The sequence below is a fragment of the Micromonospora sp. WMMD1155 genome, assembly GCF_029581275.1.
Lineage (GTDB): Bacteria > Actinomycetota > Actinomycetes > Mycobacteriales > Micromonosporaceae > Micromonospora.
The window spans coordinates 804,073-828,572 of sequence record NZ_CP120742.1 but is presented as its reverse complement, the minus strand read 5'-3'; the positions used below and the strand labels follow the sequence as shown (position 1 = coordinate 828,572).

The 24,500-nt window shown below is 70.6% G+C and carries 29 protein-coding genes; 13 read left to right on the top strand and 16 right to left on the bottom strand.

The features are described from left to right. Positions 1–90 precede the first annotated feature (90 nt). Together O7617_RS03465 and O7617_RS03460 are read left to right on the top strand one after the other, a co-directional pair. The gene (locus tag O7617_RS03465) at positions 91–915 is read left to right on the top strand and encodes a TIGR02452 family protein (protein WP_282261464.1); all 825 of its coding nucleotides are present in this window, start codon (positions 91–93) and stop codon (positions 913–915) included. A gap of 217 nt (positions 916–1,132) precedes the next feature. Continuing rightward, on the top strand, positions 1,133–2,320 hold the full coding sequence (locus tag O7617_RS03460) for an amidohydrolase family protein (protein ID WP_282261463.1): 1,188 nt from the start codon (positions 1,133–1,135) through the stop codon (positions 2,318–2,320). A 15-nt stretch (positions 2,321–2,335) separates the two neighbouring features. Here the strand turns inward: O7617_RS03460 and O7617_RS03455 are convergent, their stop codons facing one another. Next, on the bottom strand, positions 2,336–3,601 hold the full coding sequence (locus tag O7617_RS03455) for a PHB depolymerase family esterase (RefSeq protein WP_282261462.1): 1,266 nt from the start codon (positions 3,599–3,601) through the stop codon (positions 2,336–2,338). A 277-nt stretch (positions 3,602–3,878) separates the two neighbouring features. Between O7617_RS03455 and O7617_RS03450 the strand changes: the two genes are divergently transcribed. After that, positions 3,879–4,535: a TMEM175 family protein gene (locus O7617_RS03450; RefSeq protein WP_282261461.1), complete on the top strand. Its 657-nt coding sequence runs from the start codon at positions 3,879–3,881 to the stop codon at positions 4,533–4,535. A 103-nt stretch (positions 4,536–4,638) separates the two neighbouring features. Here the strand turns inward: O7617_RS03450 and O7617_RS03445 are convergent, their stop codons facing one another. The 4 genes from O7617_RS03445 to O7617_RS03430 all read right to left on the bottom strand — a co-directional run bounded on the left by O7617_RS03445 (position 4,639) and on the right by O7617_RS03430 (position 8,658). After that, the gene (locus tag O7617_RS03445; RefSeq protein WP_282261460.1) at positions 4,639–5,964 is read right to left on the bottom strand and encodes a glycosyl hydrolase family 18 protein; all 1,326 of its coding nucleotides are present in this window, start codon (positions 5,962–5,964) and stop codon (positions 4,639–4,641) included. Between the two features lie 205 nt (positions 5,965–6,169). Then, positions 6,170–6,997, bottom strand: coding sequence for an SAM-dependent methyltransferase (locus O7617_RS03440; protein WP_282261459.1), 828 nt, complete (start codon positions 6,995–6,997; stop codon positions 6,170–6,172). Positions 6,998–7,226: 229 nt separating this feature from the next. Then, a complete protein-coding gene (locus O7617_RS03435; protein WP_282261458.1) occupies positions 7,227–7,409 on the bottom strand; it encodes a hypothetical protein in 183 nt (60 codons plus the stop codon). A gap of 49 nt (positions 7,410–7,458) precedes the next feature. Beyond that, on the bottom strand, positions 7,459–8,658 hold the full coding sequence (locus O7617_RS03430; RefSeq protein WP_282261457.1) for an MFS transporter: 1,200 nt from the start codon (positions 8,656–8,658) through the stop codon (positions 7,459–7,461). A gap of 92 nt (positions 8,659–8,750) precedes the next feature. On the opposite strand from O7617_RS03430, the gene O7617_RS03425 reads away from it, so the two are divergent. The 3 genes from O7617_RS03425 (at position 8,751) to O7617_RS03410 (ending at position 11,065) form a co-directional block, all read left to right on the top strand. Beyond that, complete coding sequence (locus O7617_RS03425; protein WP_282261455.1) at positions 8,751–9,371, top strand: ABATE domain-containing protein; 621 nt, start codon at positions 8,751–8,753, stop codon at positions 9,369–9,371. A gap of 235 nt (positions 9,372–9,606) precedes the next feature. Beyond that, positions 9,607–10,017 (top strand): hypothetical protein, encoded by a 411-nt coding sequence (locus tag O7617_RS33415; protein WP_348774168.1) that lies wholly within the window; start codon positions 9,607–9,609, stop codon positions 10,015–10,017. Positions 10,018–10,168: 151 nt separating this feature from the next. Then, the gene (locus tag O7617_RS03410) at positions 10,169–11,065 is read left to right on the top strand and encodes a hypothetical protein (RefSeq protein ID WP_282261454.1); all 897 of its coding nucleotides are present in this window, start codon (positions 10,169–10,171) and stop codon (positions 11,063–11,065) included. 77 nt (positions 11,066–11,142) lie between these two features. Here the strand turns inward: O7617_RS03410 and O7617_RS03405 are convergent, their stop codons facing one another. Then, the gene (locus O7617_RS03405; protein WP_282261453.1) at positions 11,143–12,228 is read right to left on the bottom strand and encodes a hypothetical protein; all 1,086 of its coding nucleotides are present in this window, start codon (positions 12,226–12,228) and stop codon (positions 11,143–11,145) included. A 140-nt stretch (positions 12,229–12,368) separates the two neighbouring features. Then, a complete protein-coding gene (locus tag O7617_RS03400; RefSeq protein WP_282261452.1) occupies positions 12,369–12,827 on the bottom strand; it encodes a MerR family transcriptional regulator in 459 nt (152 codons plus the stop codon). Positions 12,828–12,883: 56 nt separating this feature from the next. Here O7617_RS03400 and O7617_RS03395 point away from each other — a divergent pair, with 56 nt between their 5' ends. After that, complete coding sequence (locus O7617_RS03395) at positions 12,884–13,801, top strand: oxidoreductase (protein ID WP_282261451.1); 918 nt, start codon at positions 12,884–12,886, stop codon at positions 13,799–13,801. Positions 13,802–13,921: 120 nt separating this feature from the next. Here O7617_RS03395 and O7617_RS03390 read toward each other — a convergent pair whose 3' ends face one another. Further along, a complete protein-coding gene (locus O7617_RS03390; protein ID WP_282261450.1) occupies positions 13,922–14,329 on the bottom strand; it encodes a TIGR03618 family F420-dependent PPOX class oxidoreductase in 408 nt (135 codons plus the stop codon). Between the two features lie 89 nt (positions 14,330–14,418). Here O7617_RS03390 and O7617_RS33410 point away from each other — a divergent pair, with 89 nt between their 5' ends. Then, positions 14,419–14,556 carry a hypothetical protein gene (locus O7617_RS33410; RefSeq protein ID WP_348774184.1) on the top strand — a complete coding sequence of 46 codons (138 nt, stop codon included), beginning with the start codon at positions 14,419–14,421 and terminating at the stop codon, positions 14,554–14,556. 114 nt (positions 14,557–14,670) lie between these two features. Here the strand turns inward: O7617_RS33410 and O7617_RS03385 are convergent, their stop codons facing one another. Further along, the gene (locus O7617_RS03385; RefSeq protein ID WP_282261449.1) at positions 14,671–15,513 is read right to left on the bottom strand and encodes an MBL fold metallo-hydrolase; all 843 of its coding nucleotides are present in this window, start codon (positions 15,511–15,513) and stop codon (positions 14,671–14,673) included. Further along, complete coding sequence (locus tag O7617_RS03380; RefSeq protein WP_282261448.1) at positions 15,474–15,662, bottom strand: hypothetical protein; 189 nt, start codon at positions 15,660–15,662, stop codon at positions 15,474–15,476. The genes O7617_RS03385 and O7617_RS03380 overlap by 40 nt, the downstream gene beginning before the upstream one ends. A 265-nt stretch (positions 15,663–15,927) precedes the next feature. Here O7617_RS03380 and O7617_RS03375 point away from each other — a divergent pair, with 265 nt between their 5' ends. After that, positions 15,928–16,284, top strand: coding sequence for a CGNR zinc finger domain-containing protein (locus O7617_RS03375; protein ID WP_282261447.1), 357 nt, complete (start codon positions 15,928–15,930; stop codon positions 16,282–16,284). A 30-nt stretch (positions 16,285–16,314) separates the two neighbouring features. Here O7617_RS03375 and O7617_RS03370 read toward each other — a convergent pair whose 3' ends face one another. Continuing rightward, positions 16,315–16,914, bottom strand: a complete 600-nt coding sequence (locus O7617_RS03370) for a DinB family protein (RefSeq protein WP_282264620.1) — start codon at positions 16,912–16,914, stop codon at positions 16,315–16,317. 86 nt (positions 16,915–17,000) lie between these two features. Here O7617_RS03370 and O7617_RS03365 point away from each other — a divergent pair, with 86 nt between their 5' ends. Beyond that, positions 17,001–17,720, top strand: coding sequence for a VOC family protein (locus O7617_RS03365; RefSeq protein WP_282261446.1), 720 nt, complete (start codon positions 17,001–17,003; stop codon positions 17,718–17,720). Positions 17,721–17,733: 13 nt separating this feature from the next. On the opposite strand, the gene O7617_RS03360 is transcribed toward O7617_RS03365, so the two are convergent. Both O7617_RS03360 and O7617_RS03355 read right to left on the bottom strand, forming a co-directional pair. Then, the gene (locus O7617_RS03360; protein WP_282261445.1) at positions 17,734–18,342 is read right to left on the bottom strand and encodes a class I SAM-dependent methyltransferase; all 609 of its coding nucleotides are present in this window, start codon (positions 18,340–18,342) and stop codon (positions 17,734–17,736) included. Positions 18,343–18,373: 31 nt separating this feature from the next. After that, positions 18,374–18,952: a VanZ family protein gene (locus O7617_RS03355; protein WP_282261444.1), complete on the bottom strand. Its 579-nt coding sequence runs from the start codon at positions 18,950–18,952 to the stop codon at positions 18,374–18,376. A gap of 107 nt (positions 18,953–19,059) precedes the next feature. On the opposite strand from O7617_RS03355, the gene O7617_RS03350 reads away from it, so the two are divergent. The 3 genes from O7617_RS03350 to O7617_RS03340 all read left to right on the top strand — a co-directional run bounded on the left by O7617_RS03350 (position 19,060) and on the right by O7617_RS03340 (position 21,029). Beyond that, entirely contained in the window at positions 19,060–19,287 is a 228-nt protein-coding gene (locus O7617_RS03350) for a hypothetical protein (protein ID WP_282261443.1), read from the top strand. A gap of 22 nt (positions 19,288–19,309) precedes the next feature. After that, a complete protein-coding gene (locus O7617_RS03345; protein WP_282261442.1) occupies positions 19,310–19,894 on the top strand; it encodes an alpha/beta fold hydrolase in 585 nt (194 codons plus the stop codon). A gap of 121 nt (positions 19,895–20,015) precedes the next feature. Further along, positions 20,016–21,029, top strand: coding sequence for a LacI family DNA-binding transcriptional regulator (locus tag O7617_RS03340; RefSeq protein WP_282261441.1), 1,014 nt, complete (start codon positions 20,016–20,018; stop codon positions 21,027–21,029). Between the two features lie 7 nt (positions 21,030–21,036). On the opposite strand, the gene O7617_RS03335 is transcribed toward O7617_RS03340, so the two are convergent. The 3 genes from O7617_RS03335 to O7617_RS03325 are packed head-to-tail and all read right to left on the bottom strand — an operon-like array spanning position 21,037 to position 24,451. After that, a complete protein-coding gene (locus O7617_RS03335) occupies positions 21,037–22,749 on the bottom strand; it encodes a trehalase family glycosidase (RefSeq protein ID WP_282261440.1) in 1,713 nt (570 codons plus the stop codon). 32 nt (positions 22,750–22,781) lie between these two features. Next, a complete protein-coding gene (locus O7617_RS03330) occupies positions 22,782–23,606 on the bottom strand; it encodes a carbohydrate ABC transporter permease (protein WP_282261439.1) in 825 nt (274 codons plus the stop codon). Continuing rightward, positions 23,603–24,451 (bottom strand): sugar ABC transporter permease, encoded by an 849-nt coding sequence (locus O7617_RS03325; RefSeq protein WP_348773880.1) that lies wholly within the window; start codon positions 24,449–24,451, stop codon positions 23,603–23,605. Before O7617_RS03325 ends, O7617_RS03330 begins: the two co-directional genes overlap by 4 nt. Positions 24,452–24,500 lie beyond the last annotated feature (49 nt).

Here is a 24,500-nt window from a genome sequence, read left to right as displayed (position 1 = left end):
CCCTCCGTGGCGTGCGGAAAGTGCTTGTCGGTAATGGCTCGGCCTGCCTAGCCTGCTGGCTGTGGACTCTCCCATGCGCCGGGTGTGCCGGTGAGCGGTCGTCTTCGTGAGATCGCCCGGCAGACGGTGGCGATCGCCGAGTCGGGGCGTTACCGCAACGGCAGCGGTGCCGAGGTCGTCATCGACGAGGCGGTGCGCGCCGCGGTCACCGGCACTCGTCATCACCTGCCCGACGAGGTGCTCGCGGTACCGGACGCGGAGCCCGGCGTCGGCACGGTGGAGGTGACACACGAGTCGACGTTGCAGGCGGCCCGCCGACTGGGGCCCGGTGCCGCGTGTCTGGTGTTCGCGTCGGCGAAGAACCCCGGCGGCGGGTTCCTGGGCGGGGCGAAGGCGCAGGAGGAGAGCATCGCTCGCGCATCGGCGCTCTACCCGTGTCTCCTCGCCGCGCCGGAGTTCTACGCATTCCACCGGGAGCAGGGGGACCTGCGCTACAGCGACCGGGTCATCTACTCCCCGCTCGTGCCGGTGTTCCGCAACGACAGGGGCGACCTGCTCGATCAGCCGTACGCGACGTCGCTTCTGACCGCCGCGGCACCGAACCTCGGCGCGATCGTCCGCAACCAGCCCACGCACGCCACGGACGTGCCGGCTGTGCTGGCCCGACGTGCCCGGCGGGTGCTGGAGGTCGCGGCCGCGCACGGGCACCGGACGATCGTCTTGGGCGCGTGGGGGTGCGGGGTGTTCCGCAACGATCCCGCCACCGTGGCGGGGGCGTTCGCCGAGGCGTTACGGGTGGTCGATCGGTTCGACCACGTGGTGTTCGCCATTCATGACGGTCTGCCGGGCACACCGGTCTATCGCGCGTTCGTGGAACGCTTTGCGGGCAGTGCCGGGGACTCGTCGCCGGCCTGATCCCAGTCTCGGTCGGCTGGTGGGTCCGTCGGGCACGCCGCTCGTCGTTCTTGAGAGGCACCTGGGCGGGTGCCGGTGACCCGCCGGAGGGAGGAGGGTTCACCCTGGCGAGGGAGGCCGCGCACCCGGTGGTGGTGCGATCGTCGGGTCACGACCGGTGGCCGCCGCGGGGTGAGGACGACGCCGGGCGGTGGCCGTGCAGGGGGCGGGGGTGACGATGACGGAACATGCGGTCCGGGCGGGACGGATGTTCGACGGCGAGCGGCTGGTGGACGGCGGGGTGCTGGTCCTGCTCGACGGCGGGCGCATCGCCGAGGTGCGCCGGGGTCGGGCCGAGGCACCGGAGGGCTGGCCGGTGCGCGAGGAGCCGCACGGCACGCTGCTGCCCGGGCTGGTCGACGCACACGTACACCTGTGCTTCGATGCCGGGCCCGACGCGCTCGGCCGACTCGCGGACCGCGCCGGGGCGGACCTCGACGCGGTCGTCGAGGCGTCACTGCGCGCGCATCTGACGGCCGGGATCACGACGGTACGGGATCTGGGCGACCGACGCGGCGCGGTGCTCCGCTGGCGGGCTCGGGGGGTACGTGACGACCTGCCGACGGTGGTGGCGTCGGGTGCGCCGGTCACCAGCATCGGCGGGCACTGCTGGTCGTTGGGGGGCGAGGCGAGCGGTGTCGACGGTGTGCGGGAGGCCGTGCGGCTGCGGGCGTCGGCGGGCGCCGACCTGGTGAAGATCATGGCCAGCGGCGGGGTGTTCACCCCTGGCACGGACACCACCCGGCCACAGTTCACCGACCTGGAGTCGGCCGCCGCCGTGAATCAGGCGCACGACCTGGGCCTGCCGGTGACCGCGCACGCGCACGCGCTCAGCGCGGTCGAGCAGGCGCTGCGCGTCGGGGTGGACGGCATCGAGCACTGCACCTGCGTGACAGCGGCCGGGGCTCGCGTACCCGACGACCTCGCGGACCGGCTGGCCGCGTCCGGAATCGCGGTCTGCGCCACGCTCGGCACCGATCCGGCCGTGGTCACGCCGCCGGAGGTGGTGGCGATGGCGGCGCGCGCCGGGCTCAGCGCGGCCGCGCTGGCTGCCGGAGCCTCCACCCTGCACCGCGCCGGGGTCCGTCTGGTAGCCGGTTCCGACGCGGGCCTCGGCCCCGCGAAGCCACACGGGATCCTGCCGGAGACCCTTGTCGAGTACGTGGCCTGCGGCATCCCCGCCACCACCGCCCTCGCCGCGGCCACCTCGGTCGGTGCCGAGGTGTGTGGCCTGGGGCGACGCAAGGGTCGCATCCGCCCCGGAGTCGAGGCCGACCTGCTGATCGTGGACGGCGATCCGACCCGCGACATCACCGCGCTGCGCCGCCCCCTCGCCGTGTACCGCGCCGGTGACCTGGTGAGCTGAGGCGGGCATGGCAGATCACCGACGGCGGCGGGCCATCCACTGCCAGATGTGGGTGCCGTTGAGACTCGGGTCGTTGCGGGCCACGTAGATCCAGGACCAGTGGCCGGGGAACTGGTACCCGTCCCACACCACGTTGTCGTACAGGCTCATCAGTGATCCCGGGATGAGGTCGTGGGCGTGGATCGTGTTGGTCTCGGGTGGCACGGTGTCGTCGTCGAGCGAGGTGACCAGCCAGGTCGGGGTGGCGATGGCCGTCAGTTCCGCGTCGGTGATCAGTGGTGGGCCGTCCCCGCCGAGCGGCTCGACGACGCCGCAGATCGGCACCGACGCGGCGAACAGGTCGGGATAGGCGACTGTCATCTCCAGCGACATGTAGCCGCCGTTGCTGCAACCGACCACGTAGATCCGATCGGGGTCGACATGCCTGCGGCGTACGAGGTCCTTGACGATCTCGCGGATCAGCGGGGCGAAGCGGGGGCCGTCCTCCATCCAGTAGGAGGTGCTCTGCGGAGCGACCACGTACGCGCCGGAGAAGATCCGTTGAGCCTCCGGGGTGGCGAAGCCCAGCGCGCCGCGGTTGGCGCGCAGCGTCGTCTCGTTGTCGTAGTAGTCGTCCGGCAGTGAGGCGCCCTCACCGCCGCCGTGCAGCCAGACGATCAGCGGTCGGCGACCCTGGCGGGGCGAACGCTCGGGGGAGTACAACCGGTACTTCAGGCCCGAGCCCGAGACGTGGTGGGTGAAGGCGTCCACCTCGGGGTTCGACAGCCGCCCCTGCACGAAGCGCGTGATGGTGACCGGTGAGCCGTGGCGTCGGACCAGCGGGGTGTTCTGCGTGATGGTGTAGACGAGGTCCAGTCGGACGTTGCGGCCCCTGCTCAGGATGTAGCCGAGGGTGCCGCCGCCGGGTTGGCCCTCGGCGTGGCTCAGCTCGAGCACGATCTTTCCGTGCCGGTCGAGCCGGGCCGCGGTCACCGTGCGGTCCAGGTCGTACTCGCTGAAGATCAGGTCACCGGGAGCGATCGGGATCGGGCTGGTCGCCTTGGCGTGCACGCTGAACGTGCCGGGGGTGAGCGCGGCCGGGTCGATCGGCCCGAGTCGGCTGGTGTCGAGGGTGACCGAGGTGACCTGTTCACCGCCGTCGAGCGTCCTCGCGTCGAGGGTGAAGCTCACGCCGCTCTCGTGGTGGCCACCGGCGAGGGCGGTGGAGCCGGGCAGCGCCAGGCCGAGGGCGGCGCCGGCGCCACCGGCCAGGACGGTACGGCGAGTGACAGGCGTGGACATACGGCCCCCCGTTTGTAGACAAACGTCGATGGGATCTCACCGTAACGGCGCGGAAATCAGCTGGCAACCGATGCCCGCCCCGCGCTCAGGGCGCCCCGGGTCGGTGGCCGCGCCGAACTGCAGCCACGGTGAGCATCCGCGCCGACCGGATGACAGCCCGGTGCGCCCGCTCAGCTCGCCACCCTGCCGCCCGGCCCCGGCTGCCGGTTTAGCTCGATAGACGGCGGGAATCTCCAGCAGCGCTCTGCGGTAGTCGGGTAACCGGTGGGGGGAGCTCATGCGCTGGAACCGGGCGTCCCGCGGCGCCACCACGAACGGAACGACCAGGACCCGCTCGCCGATCGGCGCGGAACGTGACCCCCGCCGGGTGGTCGCCTTCAGCGACGCCGTCACCGCGATCGCCATCACCCTGCTCGTCCTGGAGATCCGGCCACCGCGGGACACCGAACACCTCATGCGCGGGTTGCTCGACCTGTGGCCGTCCTACCTGGCCTACGGCGTCACCTTCCTGCTGATCGGCCAGATGTGGGTGAACCACCACGTCATGTTCGACCACATCCGCTCCGCCGACCGCCTGCTGCTGCTGCTGAACACGCTGCTCCTGATGGTGATCGCGTTCCTGCCGTTCGTCTCGTCGGTGCTGGCCCGCGCCTTCGAAGAGGGTCCCGGCAAGCGGACCGCGCTCGTCTTCTACGGCATCGTCTACGGAACCGCAGCCATCCTCTTCAACGTCATCTGGGAGTACGTCAGTAGGCGGTCACCGCCTACTGACGTCCACCACCGACGACGCCACCGCCAGGGCGATCAGCAGGCGGTTTCGACCCGCCCCCGCCTGGATCGCCGTCGGAACCGCGCTCTGCGTCGTTCACCCGATCGCCGGCCTGATCGTGGTGGCTGCCTTCATCCCCTTCTACTGGCTACCGATCAAGGGTGAGGTCGACAGCATCAGACGTACCCGGGCACAGGCCGTGCACGACGGCCCGGCGTGAACCCGGCCCTGCGGTACCAGCGGCATCCTTTCCTGCGACCAGCGCGCCTCAGCGGCCCTGTAGGCGCTTGACGTTGTCTCCGAAGGTCCAGCCCTTCGACCCGTCCCAGTTGGCCGACCAGGTCATCAGGCCCTTGAGGCCGGGCACGGAGTTCCAGGCCTGCGTGACCAACGACGTCGACATGTGACCACCGCCGGCCCCGATCTGCGCGGGCAGACCCGGGACCTGCTTGTCGTACGGCACCCGGATGGTGGTGCCCTGGATGGTGAGGCCGTTGTTCAGGCACTGCGTCTGCACCGTGAAGCCCTGCACGGTGCCCGCCGGGTACGAGTCACCGGAGCAGCCGTACATGCTGCCGTTGTAGTACTGCATGTTCAGCCACCAGAGCCGGCCGTTGTCCACGTACTTCTTGATGATCGGCAGGTAGGAGCCCCAGATCGAGCCGTAGACCACGCTGCCGCCGGTGACGTAGGCCGTCTCCGGTGCCATGGTCAGGCCGAAGTTCGAGGGCATCCGGGCCAGCACACCGTCGATGATCCGGATCAGGTTGGCCTGCGACGTGGACAGGGTGTTGATGCTGCCGCTGCCGGTCAGGCCGGTCTCGATGTCGATGTCGATGCCGTCGAAGTGGTAGTTCGTCAGGATCGGCACGATCGTCGCGATGAACCGGTCGGCGACCGCGGCGGAGCTCAGGTCGATGCCTGCGGCGGCTCCGCCGATCGACATGAGAATGGTGGCCCCGGCGGCCTTGGCCTGGCACATCTCGGCCGGGGTGGCGACCTTCACGCCGGCGTCCATGCCGTTCTCCCAGAGGACCGTGCCGTCCGCGCGGATCACCGGGAACGCCGCGTTGATCACGTTGTAGCCGTGCTGGGTGAGCCGGCCGTCGGTGATCGGGATCCAGCCGAGTCCAGGGTGTACGCCGTTGGAGGCACCGTCCCAGTTCTCCCAGTAACCCTGCAGCACCTTGCCGGCGGGCCGCGACTTCACCGCGCAGGTCCCGCCGGTCGGCGGCGGCGTGGTGGGGGGAGGCGTGGTCGGCGGCGGGGTCGTCGGCGGTGGGGTGGTGGGCGGCGGGGTGGTTCCCGAACACGCACCCAGGTCCCGCCACAGCGACGGGGTGGCGGCGGGGTTCCAGCCGGCGCCGGGGTGCGCGGTGTGGGTGACCAGCGCCTGGTAGAGGCGGCCGTTGTAGGTCACCTGGGCGCCCGCCTGGTAAGTGCTGCCCTCGGCCCAGGTCGGTGCGGTGCAGGCGACCATCGGCACGGCGGTCGCCGATGGCACCGCTGCCGTGCTGCTGGGGACGAAGGCGACGGTGGCCGTGACGGTCATCGCCGCCCCGGCCAGCACTGCGAAGATCCGGCGGCTTCTCATGGTTCACTCCCCAGGCTTCGACGACCCGTGACCTCCACATATTGACGTCCGTGGAGATTAATATCAAGGGTTGTTTACAGATCCCGGGAAGTCGTCACCATCCGCGCGGCATCAGGGTTGTCGCCGTCTCCGGCACGTCGGAGGCGGCAACAACCGGGAAGTCACGCGGATCTGGGGCCGTAACCGCCGCCGGACGGCGGAACGCCTACGGTTTGCGGGCGAGGAGCCCGACGAAGGTGTGATAGGTGTCGGTCTGCGCCGGAGCGGGTGCGTCCGGCTCGGGACGCCACTCGGCCAGCGGCACCAGCCCCGGCTCCAGCAGCGTCAGCCCATCGACGAACGAGAGGATCTCCTCGTCGGTGCGCCAGCGGCCGGTGCCCAACGACTCGTTGAAGACCCGCTCGACCTCGCGGGCCTTGCGGGAGCCCTCCGGGTCCCGCTCGCCCGGGTCGCGGAAGTGTGAGATCGCGATGTAGCTGCCGGAGGGCAGCGCGTCGATCAACTCGGCCGCCACCGCTCGCGGGTCCTCGTCGTCGCCCAGGTGGTGCAGGATCGCGAAGAGCAGCAACCCGATCGGCCGGTTGAAATCGAGGAAGCGGCGTACGTCCGGATGATCGAGGATCTCCTGCGGCGTCCGGATGTCCGCCTGGATCACCGTCGCGGTGCCGTCGGCGGCGAGCAGGGCCCGGCCGTGCGTCAGGACGATCGGGTCGTTGTCCACGTACACCACCTGAGCCTTGGGGTTCTGCTCGGTGGCGACCTCGTGCACGTTGCCCTGGGTGGGGAGCCCCGATCCGATGTCGAGGAACTGGTCGATGCCCGCCTCACTGACCAGGAAGCGGATCACTCGACGCAGAAAGGCCCGGTTGGCCTGGCCGGCTGCCGGCCCGTCCGGCGTGATCCGCAGCGCGTGCTCGGCGACCTGTCGATCGACTTCGAAATTGTCCTTGCCGCCCAGGAAGAAGTCATAGACCCGTGCCACGCTGGGAATGCGGGGGTCGATGCCGGGGGGGACCGCGTTGTCGCGGGTCACGGGCGTCTCCATTCGATTCGGACCAGCGCGGGCTGAGGTCTGTGGGCGGCACTGCTGGCGCTGCGGCGAGTGTAGCGATCGGGCGGGCTGAATTCGCGCCCCGAGTGGTACCGCTCCCAGCGAATCGCCTCCTCACCAGGGCACCCGACACCCAAACATCGAGATGGACGCCGACGGCGGCGGTTCGGCGTCCATTCTGGTCGGTCGAAGCCCACCGCATGGACAGGCGTCACGGTTGCGATCGGGTGAGTCTGGCGGCCACGGCGTCGAGCACCCAGTCCAGGCCGGTCGCGAAGGACGTCTCGGGGTCCACGTCCGTGCCGTCGTACACCGCCTTGGCCAGCGCCGGGAAGCGGCCCGTACGGCGCGGGCACCGTCGGCGGTGCCGGATCAGCAGGTTCGCGGCTGCCACGTCAGCAGCCGCGTCGTGCGGGCCGTGATCGGCATGCCGGCAATGGTGGTCACCGCGCCGACCGGATCGGCTCTGCCTGGCGTCGTCCCTCCGTCGGGTGAGGCGTCGGCCGGACGAGGCGTTCGCCGAGAGTCAGCAGCAGGGCGACGAGGCCGAGCAGGGCTCCGATCAGGACCGTGGCGTGTACGCCGTGGCTCGGTAGGACGAGGCCGCCGACGAACGCGCCGGCGGTGATGCCGACGTTGACCGCGGCGGAGACGGTGGCGGCGGCGAGGTCGGAGCGGCCGGGCGCAACCTGCAACACCAGGCCGCCGAGCGCCGCGGTGAAGGCGGTGAACGCCAGGCCGGCCACCGCGATCAGGCCGACGGAGACCGACGGCCGTTCGCCGAACGTGTACAACCCGAGCAGTGCCGCCGACTGCACCGCGACGGTGATGAGCAGGGCGTTCCACGGGCTGCGGTCCAGCAGCGGGCCGATGGCGAGGATGCCGAGCACGCTGGCGATGCCCCGGGCCAACAGGATGGCCCCGACCGACGAGGCGGCGAATCCGCTGACCTCGGTGACGAACAGGGCGACATAGGTGTACGCGGCGATGGCGCCCGCGGTCGCCAGGACGGCCACCGCCACCAGTAGCCAGAACCGTCGGGCGTCGGGTGTCGCACCTCGGGCGGCGTGTCCCTCTTCCGGCCGCGCCGAGGGCAGCAGCGCGGCGACCACGACGAGCACGACCGCGCCGAGGGCGGCCACCGCCAGGAACGAGGTCCGCCACCCGGCCCGCTCGCCCAGCCAGGTGCCTGCGGGCACTCCCAGGGCCAACGCGACGGTCCCACCGGCGAACACGACAGCGACCACCCGCCCGCGTAGTGCAGGCCGGAACAGCTCGGCCGCGGCCGGCACCACCACGGCCCAGAACAACGCGTGGGTCACCGCGGTGACCATCCTGGCCGTCAGGAGCAGCGTGAAGGTGCTCGTCAGCGCCGTGACGGCGGTGCTGAGGACGAAGCCGACCAGGAGCGCCGACAGCAGCCATCGGCGCGGAACCCGGCGGACCAGCGCCGTCAACGGAACCGAGGCGACCATCACCACCGCGCCGTACACGGTGACGAGCATGCCCACCTGCGGCGGTGACACCGCCAGGTCGACGGCCATCGGGAGCAGCAGCCCGATCGGCAGTGCCTCGGCGGTGGTGTAGAGGAACGTCCCGCCGGACAAGCCGATCAGCGCCCCCACTGCCCTCCCGCGACCCATCAGACCCTCCCGATGTTACCGGTTAAACCGTCTACGATGGAAACAGGCTAGTGGTGCTCTTCGATGGTGGTCAACTGGTAAAGTGGGTTTCGATGGAAACACTCGGAGGCGTGACGCGGATGCGCCTGGTGGGCGGCAGTCTCGCCCTGGAGTTCGTCAACACCCGCACCGGTCCGCCCGACGGGTCCCCGGACGACGACGTGCTGACCGGCTACCACGACCTGATCGCCTGGGGCGCGTACGCGAGTGCGCTCAGCGCACCGGAGGTGACGGCGTTGCGCCGGCTCGCCCACGACGACCCGGGCGCTTCCGAGGCCGCCTTCACTCGATCGCTGCGCATCCGCGACGATCTCGACGAGGTGTTCCGGGCGGTCGCCGCCGACCGCAGTCCGAGCGTGTCCGTGCTGGCCCGGCTGCGAGACGACGAAGCAGAGGCGCTCGGTCACGCACGGCTCGAGCGAGGGCGCACGTTCAGTTGGTCCTGGCGGGACGACCAGACGCTCGCCCGTCCACTGTGGCCGGTGGTGCACTCCGCGGTCCAGCTCCTCACCACCGGCACATTGGGCCGGATCAAGGGATGCGCCGGCTGCCGCTTCCTCTTCGTCGACGAGAGCAAGAACCGCAGTCGCCGCTGGTGCAGCATGGACGACTGCGGGACGTCCGAGAAGATCCGCCGGTACGTCGCCGCGCGGCGCACCCGCGCGACGGGTTGAGCACGGCGGATCTCACGTCCGGTGCTGGGCCTGCCGATGCCGTCACCCACCCGGCCGACCGGATGCCGAACAGTCCGGAGCCGTCCGGGCGGATGCCCGTTCGACGGAGATCCCGCTGGCGGATCATCGCGGGGGCGTCGCCCGTTGTCGGGACCCGAACCGTGCTCGCCCAGGCAGGCTGTCGAGCGATTCGCCTTGACGACGACAACGGTAAGTCGTAATCAGCCGGCCAGCCGTGTCGCAGCACCTCAAGGTGCTCAAGTGCGCCGGGCTGGTCGTCGACCAAGCGGTGGGAACGCGGCGCGTCTACCGGCTCAGTCCGGTGGGGTTGGCCGCGCTGCGGGACCAACTCGACACGTTCTGGCGTCGGGCTCTGGACGGTTATCAGGATGTCGTCGAAGAGACCGGAGAAAGCATCGGGCCGACCTGGCAGATCGAGACCGATCTGGACCTCACCAGCGAGGTGGAGGTCACCTTCGTCGCCGAGACGCCGGACCAGACCAGGGTCCAACTGGAGCATCGGCACATCGACCGGCACGGTCCGGGGTGGGAATCGGTCCGGGACGGGGTCGACACCGACTCCGGCTGGCCTCTCTACCTCGACCGGTACCAGTCCCTCATCGACGGGGCGGCCGGCGACGCGTGATCCGGCAGCTGCCGGTCGCTTCTAACGTCGGTGGGCGAGCTGGGCAGTGCACACGTCAGCGGCCTGGACAGCCCGGCGTACTGTTCCCGCCGTGCAAGAGCGATCAGGGCCAATGCGCCTTCGCTGGGCGATTCTAGGGCCGCCTCTCGCGGTGGGCCTCACGCTCGGCGTACTCGCAGCGATCGGCGTAGTGCGCGGGGTCGACCCGGCGGTGTGGTTGCGGCCGGCCGTGCTGACTGCGGGCGGCCCGTTGGCCCTGCTCTGGTGGCAGGTAGTGGTCCGCCCTCGGCACCGCTGGTGGGCGCTCGGCGCTGCCCTCCTGGTGATCGTCGTCGTGTACCAGGTGCTGCACCGGCTGGTCCTGGTCGGGCTGCCGTTCCCTTGGAACGGCGTGGTCAGCTTCGCGGCCGCCGGTTGGCTGGGCGTCTTCGCCTACGTGGCCGTCACTCGGCGACCCGCCGCGCCGTTCTCGCCCGGCGGGGCCGCCGAGGGCAGCAGGATCACCCCCGGGGAGGCGTACGAGGTGCGCTTCGGCCTCGTCCGCCGCGATCTCGTGCTGATGCCCGTCAGCGCGTTTTTCGTCGCTGTCGGCGTCCTGCTCTTCCCCGATGAGAAGCTTCCCGGCGTCGCCGCTGTCGCGTTCGGTGGCGGGTTTCTGCTGCTGCGACTCGTCTCGGTGCTGAGCCGTCGCGTCGCGCTGCGCGTCGACGCGGCAGGTGTCACTCTCAGCCACACGCCGCCCTGGCCGTCGTCGTCGACCGCGATGGTGCCCTGGTCCGACATCGAGATGGTGATGCTGTGGACGCAGCAGGTCGCCTGGACCACCGTTTCTTACGTCGGCCTGCAACGGCGTCGCGACCTGCCGCCGCTTCCTGGCTCGGCGCGCTCGCCCGGCCTGCGGCTGTTGAACCAGGCAGCCGTTCCGCACGTGCCGCCCGCCGTCCTGGCCGACAGCCGACCGGCGACCTTCTGGCGGCTGCACCGCCCGAGCTTCGAGGCCGCGGTCCGGCACTTCGCACCCACTGTGGAGTTCGTCGACAGGAGCTGAGGGCGGCCGGCTTCGTCCGGTGGCGGGCCGCCGCGTCGACGGCGACCTGGTGCGGTCGCCGCCGACGCGGCCCAACGTCAGAGCCGGGAGGTGAAGGTGGCCAGGAAACGGTGCGGGGTGACCGTGCCGGCGTTGTCGAAGCAGATGACGTCGACGTCGGCGTTCGTGGTGTACGTCCACGGCTGGGTCAGGTGGCAGTAGTTGCTGCCGGCGCCCTGCGCCACGACCTGGGCGTGGGTCTCCTTGAGACCGATCTGCGGGAAGGTCGCCAGGTAACGGCCGGAGGGCACCAGCGGCGCCACCGTGTTCGCGCCGACGCCGAGCACCGAGTTGTCGTTGGTCGGACCGCCGACGGCGGTGCCCAGGTAACCGAAGTACGACGGCGGGCCCAGGGAGCCGATCACCGGCCGCCGACGGTGGTACGAGAGGACGAAGTCGGTGTTGACGAACGCGCCGGCCTGGTCGAAGCAGAAGACGTACACCTGCACATCGCTGCCGACCGGGCTCCACGAGTAGACCTTGCACCGGCGGGGGCCGGCGTTCGGCTGTACGGCGGTCACCTGCACATTCCCGGCGAGCACACCGGCCAGCCCCACCCCGGGCAGCCGCACCAGGTACTGCCCGACGCCCACCGGCCCGACCGCGTTCACCACACCCGTGGAGTTGTACGACTGCACCAGCGCCCCGCCGCTCCACTGCGTGTACGCGTGGGAGGTGCCGGCCGGCAGCACGCCCGAACTGGTCGTCCAGAGCACCGTGAACGGGGTGTCGTCGCGCGTGCCGCCGGGCTTGTGGCACTGCACGTCGACGATCTCGTCGGCGCCGGACTGGAACCAGCGGACCACCTCGCAGTAGTGCCCGGTCCGGTTGACCGGGGTCACGTGCGGCACCCCGCGCGAGCCGGCACCCACCTGCGGGAAGCGAACCTGGAACCGGCCGGGCGCGAGCTTGATGCCGTCGGCCCAGGCGGCTGGGAACGCCGTCTTCCAGCTACCCCACTGCCGGCTGGTGTCCAGCACCGTCCAGACCGCGACGGTCGGGTCCTTGACGTACGCGAATCCCCAGCGATCGGCGGTGGCCGCGGTGGCCGGTGCCGTCGGCGCAAGCGCACCGGCGGCCAGGACGGCCGCCAGTGTTGCGGTGACGAACGATCGGAAACGCATGTGTTCCTCCATCAGACGGGAACGTGTCGGGGAGGAGTGTGCGGCCGGTTACAGCACGGTCACAGTCGGCTACCGCATGAGTTCGTGTCGGTTGTACGCCACGATCGTCCGGAGCACTCTGTCGGACCCGTGAGCGGGTGCTAGGCGCCGCCGACCCGCTGGGCCGGCTCGGCATCGGGTGAGGCCGGTGCGGGCCGGAGCCGCTGCCAGGGGTCACCGGAGGCCCCGGCCGTCAGGTGTCGCTCGTAGCTGTCCACCTTGCGGTCGATGAGGTCGAGGCAGTCGCGCAGCCGTGCGAGCTGCTCGGTGACGTGGCGCTGGTGCTCGCGCAGCAGATCGAGTCGCTCGGCCTCGTTGCCGGTGCCCTCGCGGACCAGTTGGGCCAGGCGGCTGATCGTCGCGTGTGGCATCCCGGAGGTCCGGAACTTCACGCAGTTGGTCAGCCACTCGACGTCCCACTCGCTGTAGACGCGCCTGCCGGACGCGTCACGCCGCACCTCGCCGGCCAGCAGGCCCGCACGCTCGTAGAGCCGAAGGGTGTGCACGCTCAACCCGGTGCGCTGCGCGACCTGCCCGATGCTCAACCCGTCGCCCGCCATGGCATCGACCGTATCCGCTTGACCTAGACCTCGGTCCAGCACCTAGCGTCCGCGGCATGACCAGCGACACGACCCACACCATGTTCGGCGCTCACCGCACGACCGGAGACGTCCTCGCCGGAATCGACCTCACCGGGAAGACCGCTGTCGTCACGGGCGGCTACTCCGGCGTCGGTCTCGCCACGACCCTCGCGCTCACCCGGGCCGGGGCCCGGGTCGTCGTGCCGGCCCGCAGGCCGGAGGTGGCGCGGCAGGCGCTCGCCGACGTCGCCGGGGTCGAGGTCGGCCCGCTCGACCTCGCCGACCTCGCCTCGGTCCGCGCGTTCTCCGAACGCTTCCTGCACAGCCATTCCGCCCTCGACACCCTGATCGCCAGTGCCGGGATCATGGCCTGCCCCGAGACGCGGGTGGGACCCGGCTGGGAGGCGCAGTTCGCGACCAACCACCTCGGCCACTACGCGCTGGTGAACCTGCTGTGGCCCGCGCTCACCGCGTCCGGCTCGGCTCGCGTCGTCTCGGTCGCCTCCGGGCGCGACGCCGCGTGGCACATCCGGTGGGACGACGTGCAGTTCGAGCAGGGCTACGACAAGTGGGAGGCGTACACCCAGTCCAAGCTCGCGAACATCCTGTTCGCCCGCCACCTCGACCTGCTCGGCCGACCGCACGGCGTCCACGCCTTCTCCGTCAACCCCGGCTGGATCCTCACCCCCCTGCAACGACACCTTCCGGTCGAGGAGATGGTCGCCGCCGGCTGGATCGACGCGGACGGGACCCCGACGCCGGGTCTGTTCAAGACCGCCGACCAGGGTGCGGCGACCCAGGTCTGGGCCGCCACGTCACCGCAGCTCGACGGGCGCGGCGGCGACTACTGCGTGGACTGCCGGGTCGTCGACGGCGATCCCGCCGACAACACTGCGGCAGCCCGACTCTGGGCGCTGTCGGCCGACCTCACGGGCGTCGACCTCGACGAGTGAGCCGGGGCCCCGGGGTCACCGGGGAAGGTCGGAGTTGTGGGCGTCGGCCTGTTGCTCGTCCGCCAGGTCGCGGACGGCCAGTTCCCTTCGGGCCGCCGCGACGAACCGTCGCTCCGCGGCCTACTGCGCCGTGCCGGCGAGCAGCCACCGCCGGACGGGGATCTCCAGCAGCACTCGATCGCCGTCCGGGGTGCCCTGCCTGCCGATGTCCCACCCGTCGTACTTGGCGGCGAACGCCTCGACGACCGTGTCCGGGAAGTCGTCTCGGTGCACCCGGGCGGTGCCCTCTGCCACCACGGGGGCGTCGCCGCCTTCCAGGGCCAGGGACACCCGTGGGTCGGCCGTGACGTTGCGGACCTTGACGCTGCGGCCGTCGCTGCCGATCCACCAGGTACCGGCGACGTAGACGAACCAGACCGGCGTCAGGTGCGGGGAGCCGTCCCGCCGCAATGTGCACAGCCAGACGTTCGATTCCCGGGCCAGGCGTGCCTGGACGTCCGTCGGTGGGGCGGGGAGGGGTTCGGTCACCCTGCCAGTCGATCACAGCCGGAGCCGGTGGGCTGCGCCAAGGTGACGATCGTCGCCGCGGGCGCTTGATTGGATAGAAACCGCACGACATCGACGGCCAGTGGTACAACCGCACCTGGCGTCCGCAGCTCACCGACCTGAAGCTGGGCTGGGAGAGTTACGGCGACGGGGCCGACACCCTCTGGTACGACGACGTCGCGCTCGGGTCCAGCCGCATCGGCTGCTGATCGTCACTGCTGCCCGCACCGCTGTGCTCTTGAGCGGTATACCTCAGAGTCATATTCATACCTCTGAGGTATACCGCTCATCACCGCATCCGCCCCGACGGAGGTGACCGACGGTCACCGCAGGGCGGGCTGCTTCGCCCGCTGCGCGGCACTCCACAGCGAACCCGGGTTGATCCGACGCGGATGCCTGTCGAGCATCGCGCGGTACAACTCCTCGGCGGTCGTGGTGTCGGCGTCGAGTTGGTTGAACTCGCGAAGGTAGGCCGCCGTCTCGGCGAGGATCCGGGGATCGTCGGGCCGGTCCGGATTCTTGTGGGCGGCCACCACCGCGGCCGGGTCGAGCTCGCCGAGCCGGTCGAGCGTCGCGGCCCACTCCCGACGCGTCGCGGTGGTGCTCTCGGCCAGGTACGGGTGGGTGTCGTTGTAGGCGACGTCGCCGGCCGCGATCAACCGGAGGGCCGGCACCCAGACGACTGTGCTTCCTGCCGTGTCGGTGAAGCCCGTTTCGACCATGTCCAACCGCTGTCCTTCGAGTTCGAGGTGGTCGTCACCGAGCGGCTCCGGGACGGTCAGCCGGTCGGGGATCTGCCCCGGGAACAGGCGCTGCCAGAACGAGGTCAGCATGTCCGGCGTCACCTGAGCCTCGGCCCCCGCCGCCGTCGCGTCGGTGGCCACCGCGCGTACGCCGGGAAACGCCTGCGCGATCTGACCCAGGCCGAAGAAGTGGTCACCGTGGCCGTGGGTGACGTAGACGTGGGTCAGCCTGCGCCCGAACGACCGCACCCAGTCGATCAACTGCTGGTTCTGCTCGGCGGTGACGAAGGTGTCGATCAGTACCGCGTCCTGCTCACCCATCACGAGGGTCGCGGTGTTGGTGACCCAGAAGAGGTCCTCCGGGCCGTACGGCAGGTCCCGGGTCAGACCCGGCCGGCGTATGTGATGAACGGCGTACTGCATCGTGGTTCTCCAGCGGTCAGCGGGCTGCCCGTGTCGGCCGCCTTCTCGACCACCTCGGCGAGTTCAGCGTAGATCCGAGTCAGCCGACCGCGCGGGGTGTTGCGAATCCGGGCCGACGCGCCGGCGTGCCGGGAGAGGAGCTGACGCATGACCAGATCCTCTCGGCGAGTCCGGTAATTATCTAATGACGAATGACCATTACGTTCTATCGCCCGAGACGCGACCCTGTTCCCCGCGTCGGCCGCCGCGGTCGTCGACCTGCTCAACTCCCGGCCACACGCCACGCCGGCCCTGCCGGACACCTTTGACGACCCCGGGCGGGCGGGCGAGATCCTCAGCCCGTTCGACCCCGCCGGGCGCCGCGTCCCGACCCCCGAGCGGATCGAGCGGGTCCGCGCCATCCGTGATCATCTCGTGGCCGTGCTGGCGGCTGGCACACCGGCACAAACCGCCCAGGCGTGGACGCTGTTGACCGAGGACGGGAGCGAACTCACCTTCCGGCAGACCTTCACGGCTGCCGGGCGACCACAGCTTCAGCAGGTGACCGGCGATCCCGTCGTCGGCCGGATCGTGCTCGCCGTCGCCGACCTCGTCACGGCGGGCACCTGGTCGCGGCTGCGCATCTGCGGTAACGAGAGGTGTGCCCACGTCTTCTACGACACGACCCGCAGCCGCACCCAGCGCTGGCACTCCTACGAGGTGTGCGGCAACCGCACGAACGTCGCCGCCTACCGCGCCCGCGCCCGCAGCGGCCGCGCCAGCGACGGGTAGGTCGGCGCCGCCGCCGCCTCGCCGGGCGGGCTAGCGGAAACGGTCCGCCAGCTTCGTCAGCTTGCTGACGTACGCCGGCCAGTCGTAGCCGTCGGGGACACCGGCGCTGTCCGGCCGCCGCCCGATCACCGCGTCGTGCTGCTCGCGCATCACGTCCATGTGACCGGCGTGCCGGGCGAGGTCGCACGTCACGTGGATGATGATCTGGTGCAGTGTGGTGGCCTGCCTGCCGGGCTGCCACCAGGGCACCTGCCCCGGCGCGTCGAGTGGAAGTCGGTCGATCGTCTGGTCGGCGAACACCCCGACCCGGCGATACAGCTCGATGAGCCCGTCCTTCGTCTCGTCCTCGCGGGCGTACCAGTCCGCCTGCGGGTCCTCGTCGAACGCGTGTATCGGCACGAGGTCCTCGGGCGTCGGGAACTCGCGCCCGAAGGTGAGCCCGAAGTAGCTCGCTTCGACGTTGAGACAGTGCTTGAGGGCACCGAGCAGGTTGTTGCCGGTCGCGGTACGCGGGAGCCGGGCATCGCGTTCGCTCAGCCCCTCCAACTTCCAGATCAGGGCCCCGCGTGTCTCCTTGAGGTAGTGGTGCAGCGCAGCCTTCACATCGTCCGGGTCAGACATGTCGGCCAGTCTCCCGGATCGAAGGCCAGGCCGCTGACCCGTGACCGACTCGTAAATGCGTTGGTGGCGTGCCGGGCGATACCTACCATCAGGTCATGCGTTCGCACCTGCTGGCAGTCACCGTCGAGTCCGCCGATCCGGTTGCTGCGGCGCGGTTCTGGGCAGCGCTGCTGAATCGTGACGTCGTCGACGACGCCGGTGCCGTGTTTCTTCCCGGCGACGACGCCCAACTCGGTCTCCGGTTCGTTCCGGGCCGCGCGGGCCGACTCGGCGCGAACCGGATGCACCTGCACCTGACCAGCGCCGATGTCGACGAGCAGCAGCACACGATCGCGACGGCGCTGAAGCTGGGTGGCGACCACCTCGACGTCGGGCAGCGGCCCGAGGAGGGGCACACCGTCCTGGCCGACCCGGCGGGTTACGCGTTCTGCGTGATCGAGCCCGGCAACGCGTACCTCGCCGGCACCGGCTTCCTCGGTGAGCTGACCTGCGAGGGCACCCGGGAGGTGGGCCTGTTCTGGAGCAGGGCGCTGGGTTGGCCGCTGAAGTGGGACCAGAACGAGGAGACGGCGATCCAGTCACCGCGCGGCGGCACCAAGGTCGCCTGGGGTGGCCCGCCGGTGGCGCCGAAGGAGGAGCCGAACCGGCAACGCTTCGAGCTCGTCCCGGCCGCCGACGACCAGCAGGCGGCGGTCGACGAGTTGGTCTCCCTCGGTGCCGTTCGACTCGATGTCGACGAGGACGGCGCGGTCGTGCTGGCCGATCCGGACGGCAACGAGTTCCGTGTCCGGGGTGCCGGTCACCGCTCCGCGTAGCAGCGGCCTGGGCTCACCGGTCCTTCGCGACCGCCGCGATGGCGACGTGCGGGCGCTGGTCGCCCTCTCCGGCCCGTCGGAGGCGTTCGACCTCCACGAAACCGGCCCGGCTGAGTCGTTCCGAGATCTCGTCGACCGGCCATCGGTAGGCGGTCACGACCTTGTGGTCGAAGGGGCCGACCTCGTCGTGGTCGAACATGCCCAGCACCAACGCGCCACCGGGGGCCATCACTCGCCGGAACTCGCCGAGCACCCCGTCGAGCTCCTCCGGTGGCAGGTGGATCAACGAGTACCAGGCCAGGATGCCCGCGACCGAGCCGCCGACGACGTCGAGGCTCTCCAGCGAGCCGATGTGGAACGCGACGTCGGGGTGGGTCGCCCGGGCGTGGGCGATGAACTCGGGGACGAGGTCGATCCCCGTCGCGTCGACGCCCAGCGACCGTAGGTGACCGGTGAGGTGGCCGGGGCCGCAGCCCAGGTCGAGCACCGGACCTGTCCGGGTGGCCAGGTGTCGCCCGATGAGGGCGAGGTCGTCGGGGTCCACCCGCTCGCGGGTGCCGAACAGCTCGATGTACAGATCCGCTACCGACGCGTACGCCTGCCGAACCTTGTCCCTGTCCACGGCGGCACTATACGAGTGACGCACCGTCCGCTCAGTGTGCCGGGGCCGGCCGACGTGGTTCGACGGGTACTCGCGTGGTGGCCCACCAGCGGCGCGACGCCAGCGCGGCCAGCCCTGCCCCGGCCGCGTTGAGCAGCACGTCGTCCACCGACGACACCCGGTCCAGCCGCAGGAGGTACTGGGCGGCCTCGACCAGGACGGAGCAGGCCGCCGCGAGCGCGAGAATGCGCGGCACCGACGCCAGCGCCGCGAACCGTAGCGGGGCGAGGAACCCCAGCGCCGCGAACACCAGCAGGTTGCCGACGACCTGGACCGTCGCGGTCACCGGCCCTCCGTCGGAGACGATCGTGAGCAGGTCCCGCAGGGGCACCAGGCTCACCCGACCGGGGGCGACACCGGCCTGGTCACCCGGCAACATGATCATCCAGACCCACGGCACCGTGCCGTAGACGATGCCGACCTCGGCCAGCGACATCCGCAACGCCGTGCTTCTGTCGGCCCGGCGACGGGCCAGCGCCCACACCACCAGTGCGGCAAGCGGCAGCACGGCGATCGTGATGAGGACGACGCCGTTGAACGTGCCGAACCAGCCGTGCCACCCCTTGACCATGAGGCATCCCCTTCCCCGCCGGGTGAAAGCTACCGGGCCTGGATCGGGATTTGGGCAGCACGCCCGTGATCCGTTTGCGGAACCCGCGCGTCGGGCAGAGAAAGGCCATGACGAATGGACGGGGCAGAGCAGTCGGCGGTTACTTCCTGCGACTCCTCGGTGGAGTGCTGGTCATCCTCGGCATCCTGGGGTTCTTCAGCAGTCTGACGCAGGGCAACCCGGTCGGGTTGATCCTCGCCGTCATCTTCGTCGCCGGCGGAGCGGTCATGCTCAAGCGCTCCGGCGGGGCCGGCCGACGGGGAGGCGTGGCCTCCACGCCACCGGGTACCCGCTGACACCGACGCGGGGAGGATCGTGATGCCGGGACGTACCCAGGTCCTGTTGATCCAGGGCGGCGGCGCCGGCGTGCACGACGAGTGGGACGACAAGCTGTTCGACAGCTTGAGTCGGGAGCTCGGCGACGCCTACGAGGTCCGCTACCCGCGGATGCCGAAGGAAGCCGACCCCGATTACGCCACCTGGAGCGTGGCCATCCGGCGGGAGATCGCTTCCCTGGAGGACGGGGCGGTCGTCGTGGGCCACTCGGTGGGCGGGACGATCCTCGTCAACACGCTCGCCGAGCGGCCACCGGAGCGGCAGCTCGGCGCCATCGTGCTGGTCTCCGCCCCCTTCGTCGGTGCGGGCGGCTGGGAGGCCGGTGGGTTCGAGGTGCCGTACGACCTCGGCGCGAGGCTGCCGCGCGACGTGCCGGTGCACGTGTTCCACGGCCTCCGGGACGAGACCGCCCCACCGTCGCACGCCGACCTGTACGCCGGCGTCATCCCGCAGGCGCGGCTGCATCGGCTGCCCGGCCGCGATCACCAGCTGAACAACGACCTGGGCGAGGTGGCGAGAGTCGTCGAGGGCGACGCCCGAGGGTCGGCTGACCAGGCTGGTCGCTGACGGCGGCCGACCTTCACCCCGGCCCGCCCGGGCCGACGATCGGTGAGCTGGCTGTGGATATGCTCGTCCGCGAAGCCTGGTGCGTCCCCGTTCCGGGCAGGATGTGATTCGAGGGCGGTCCATGAACATCGGCGAGATCGCCCGCCGGGCGGGGGTGTCCCGCAGCACCGTGTCGTACGTGTTGAGCGGGAAACGGGCGGTGTCGGAGGCGACCCGGCAGCGGATCCAGGCCGTCATCGACGAGCTGGACTACCGGCCGAACGCGAGCGCCCGAGCGTTGAAGGAGGGGCGGACCCGCACCCTCGGCCTGGTGATCCCCCCGGCGAGTCAGCGGCTGACCGACATGCAGTTGGGTTTCGTCGCCAGTGTCGTCGAGGCGGCCGCCCGTCACGACCTTGATGTGCTGCTGTCCCCGTCCGGCGGTGACCACGACCGGTCGTTCGAGCGGATCGTCACCGGGCGTCGGGTCGACGGCGTGATCCTGATGGAGATCCGCCTGGAGGACGACCGGGTGACCCGGTTGGCCAAGGCCGGTCTGCCCTTCGTCACGATCGGTCGGACGGCGGAGCCGCACGGCATGAGCTGGATCGACATCGACTACGCCGGCCTGATCGCCAGGTGCGTGCACCACCTGGCCGATCTGGGTCACCGGCAGGTGGCGCTCGTGAACCGCTCGGCCGAGTTGGTGGCCGCGGGGTACGGCCCCAGCCACCGGGCGCTGGCCGGTTTCCGGGCGGCCGCGGCGGAGCGGGGCCTGACCGGGGTGGAGGTCTGCTGCGGCGACGACACCGCCTCCGGCGAGGCGTGTGTGGAGCAGTTGCTCGCAACGCACCCGGACGTCACCGCGGTGGCGACGATCAACGAGGCCGCCCTGCCCGGGATGCAGCGGGCGTTGACCGGTGCCGGGATGGCCGTGCCGGGCGACTTCTCGGTCACCGGGGTCGCCGCCCAGCACTGGGCGGAGGACTTCCGCCCCCCGTTGACGGCGGCCGACGTGCCGATGGTCGAGATGGGTGCCGAGGCCGTGTCGTTGCTGCTGGAGACCATCGCCGAGCGTGGCGCCGTGCCACGACACCGCCTCTACACGCCGCCCATCTCGTTGCGGTCCAGCACCGGCCCGGTGCCGACGCGCTGACTCCGGCCTACCCGCCGGTGCCACGCCGTTGTTCCTGGGCGGCCGCCAGGATGAGGTAGCTGCTGGCCGTCCAGGTGTACGCGCGGTCCCGGAGGCCGGCACCGGTCTCGGCGTCGAAGTTCTCCGCGAAACCGGACTTCTCGCACAGCGCGAGGAACCGTCGACTGATCTCGTCGGCGATCCCGGTCTGCCCGGCCCGCCGCAGACCGTCCTCGACCAGGACGGTGGAGGGCGCCCAGATCGGGCCACGCCAGTAGCCGTCGGCGAGGTAGTGGGCCGAGTCGGTCGGCTCGGTGGCCGGCCCGTGCGTGGTCAGGTGCGCTTCGACGCCGCGCGCCAGGGTCGCGGCGACCGGCGCGGGCAGGTCCGCGCCGAGTGCGATGGGCATCAGGTCGAGCAGGCTGCGGCTCGCCCGCCGCTGACCGGTGTGCGGGCTGCGGGCCAGGAACCGTTCGCCGTCCCACAGGTCGTGCAGCATCGCCGCGCAGATCCGGTCGGCCTCCCGGGACCACTCGTCGGCGGGCTCACCCAGCTCGCCGGCGAGGTCGGCCAGGCAGCGGAGCTGCGCGACCAGGAATGCGGCCAGGTCGGCTGTCTGGAGGACCCGGCCGTCGTCGAAGGTGGTCGCGTTGTCCCAGCCGCTGTCGTTGCCGTGCTGGTAGTGGGGTAGGTCCTGACCGGGTGCCCGCCGTGCGTCGAGCCAGAACCGGGTCCAGCGGGCCAGCCGGTCGTACGTCTGGGCCAGCGCCGCCCGGTCCGGTTGCTGCGGGAGGAGTCGACGCAGGTGGCGCAGCGCCCAGCCGTGGATGGGGGGCTTGACGTAGTTGTGCAGGACCTCGGAGTGGGTGATCGAGTCGGGTAGGGCGCCGGCCTCGTCCTGGTGGTCGAAGGGCAGGTGGAACTGGTGCCAGGCCAGCTCGGGCTCTCCGGCGGCCAGGGCGATGGCGTTGAAGCAGTGGTCCCAGCTCCACACCTTGTCCATCCAGTGCTTGGACATCAGGACGGCCGGGCGGCCGACGAAGCCCGCCGGGGCGACGGTCGCCGACCACAGGACGTACGCGGCCAGTTCCGCTGCCGGTGTGTCCGGGCTCCGCCACGGGGCGATCGCGTCGACGAACGTGGTGAACTCCGTCAGCCGGTCACGGCACAACCGCTCGAACGGGACGGACCCGTCGTACCGGCGGCGGGCGGTCGCGTACTCCTCGATCGCGATCTCCCAGGGCTGGTCGGCGGGGAGGTCCAGGGACCGGTCGGCGGTGCCGAGCGCCTCCACGCCGTCGGTCCGCGCGAGGGTGCCGGAGAGCACGGTGACCCGGTAGCGGCGACCGGTCTCGTACGAGGTGAACACGTGTGACCCGTCGACCGGGTCGAGATACAGGTAGGTGCCGCTGAACGGGGTCAGGGTGCCGGCCGCCGCGGCCACCCGCAGACCGAGCCGCCGTCCCCGGATCCGCAGGGTGTCCGGCCCGTCGTAGACGGCCTCGATCCGGTCGCCGCCGCTGCGCCAGGTCAGCAGCGCCGGGGTGGCGACGACAGTGGTGTCGGGGACCGTGGGGGCGAGGCGCAGTACGGGGTGCAGACCGGTCTGGTGGGAGACCAGGTGCAGATCGTCGGCGTACGTCTTCTCGGCTACCACCGGGGAGAGGTTGAACCAGGATCCTCGGTAGCTGAAGGGGATGTCCTGGATTCCGAACTCCGGACCGGACGGGGCGACGGTCATGGGTGGCGGGTGCCTTTCTGTGGTGCGGGTGGTCAGTCCTTGACGGCGCCGGCGGTCACGCCCATCGAGACGTAGCGCTGGGCCAGGACCAGCAGCGCGGCGGCGGGGATGGAGGCGACGACAGCGGTCGCCATGATGGCGTTCCACTGCTGGTTGTTGTTGCCGATGTAGTGGTAGATGCCGAGGGTGATCGGCTGGTGGTCGCCGCCACCGGTGAGGGTCGAGGCGAAGATGAAGTCCGACCAGGACCACAGGAACGCGAACAGTGACACCGTGACGATCGAGTTGCGGCTGACCGGCAGTACGACGGACCAGAAGGTCCGTAGCCGGCCGGCGCCGTCGACCACGGCGGCCTGGAGCAGTTCGTCGGGGATGCCGGACATGAAGGCCGTGAAGATCAGGACAGCGAACGGCACCGCGAGTGTCGTGTCGGCCAGGATCAGGCCGGGCAGCGTGTTCAGGACGCCGAGGCTGAGGTAGATGGCGTAGAAGCCCATCGCCATGATGATTCCCGGGATCATCTGGGCGATCAGCAGCACGAAGCTCAACGCCGGGCCGCCGGGAGGCCGGAGCTTCGCCAGCGCGTACCCGGCCGGGGCGGCCAGCGCCAGGGTCAGCGCGACGGTGCCGAGGCCGACCAGGAAGCTGGTGCCGAGGTAGGGCAACTGTTGGTCGAGCACCGCCCGGTAGCCGTCCAGGGTGCCGTTGGTGGGGATCAGGTGCGGGGGAGTGGCCCGCATGTCCTGGTCCCTGGTGAACGACACGTTGATCATCCAGTAGACGGGGAAGAGCATCAGCCCGGTCAGGACCAGGCCGACGCCGGTCTTCCACCAGGCCCGTGGCGTTGGTTGGGTCATCGCAGGTGCTGCCTTCGCTCGATCCGGATGTAGACGAGCCCGGCGATCAGGGCCATCACGATGAGCAGGTTGCCGACGGCCGCTCCCGGTCCGAACTCGGGCAGCAGGTTGCCGAAGCCGAGCCGGTACGACCAGGTGGCGAGCGTCGCGGACGAGCCGGTCGGTCCACCCTTGGTCATGATCCAGATGATGTCGAAGACCTTCAGCGTGTAGATCAACCCCAGCAGCAGCGTGATCGCGGAGACGGGGCGCAGCAACGGAAAGGTGATCGCCCAGAACCGTTGCCACCCGGTCGCGCCGTCGAGGGCGGATGCCTCGTACACCTCGGCCGGGATCGCCTGCAGCCCGCTGTAGAGCACCACCAGGTTGAACGGGATGCCGATCCAGATGTTCGCGATGATCACCGAGGTGAGCGACCAACCCGGCGAGGTGAGCCAGTTGACCGGGTCGACGCCCACCACGCCGAGCGCGGAGTTGACCAACCCCGAGTCGCTGTTGAGCAGCCACGACCAGGTCGACGCCGACACGATCAACGGCAGCAGCCACGGTACGAGGAACAGCGCCCGCAGGGTGCGCGACAGCGGGAAGTGCTGGTGGAAGAAGAGCGCGAGGGCCATGCCGATGGTGAACTGGAAGGCGAGTGACGCGCCGGTGAAGACCACTGTGTGCGTCAGCGTCGGCACGAAGGCCGGATCGGTCAGCACGGTCCGGTAGTTGTCCAGGCCGGCGAAGGGCGCGCCGCCCTGCACGAACGAGCGGACGGTGTACTCCCGCAGACTCAACTCGACATTGCGGTAGAGCGGGTAGGCGTAGAAGGCCGCCAGGTAGACGGTCACGGGTGCCAGGAAGCCCCATGCCGGCCACCGGTTTCGCCGGCGGACTCGGGACGGGGGA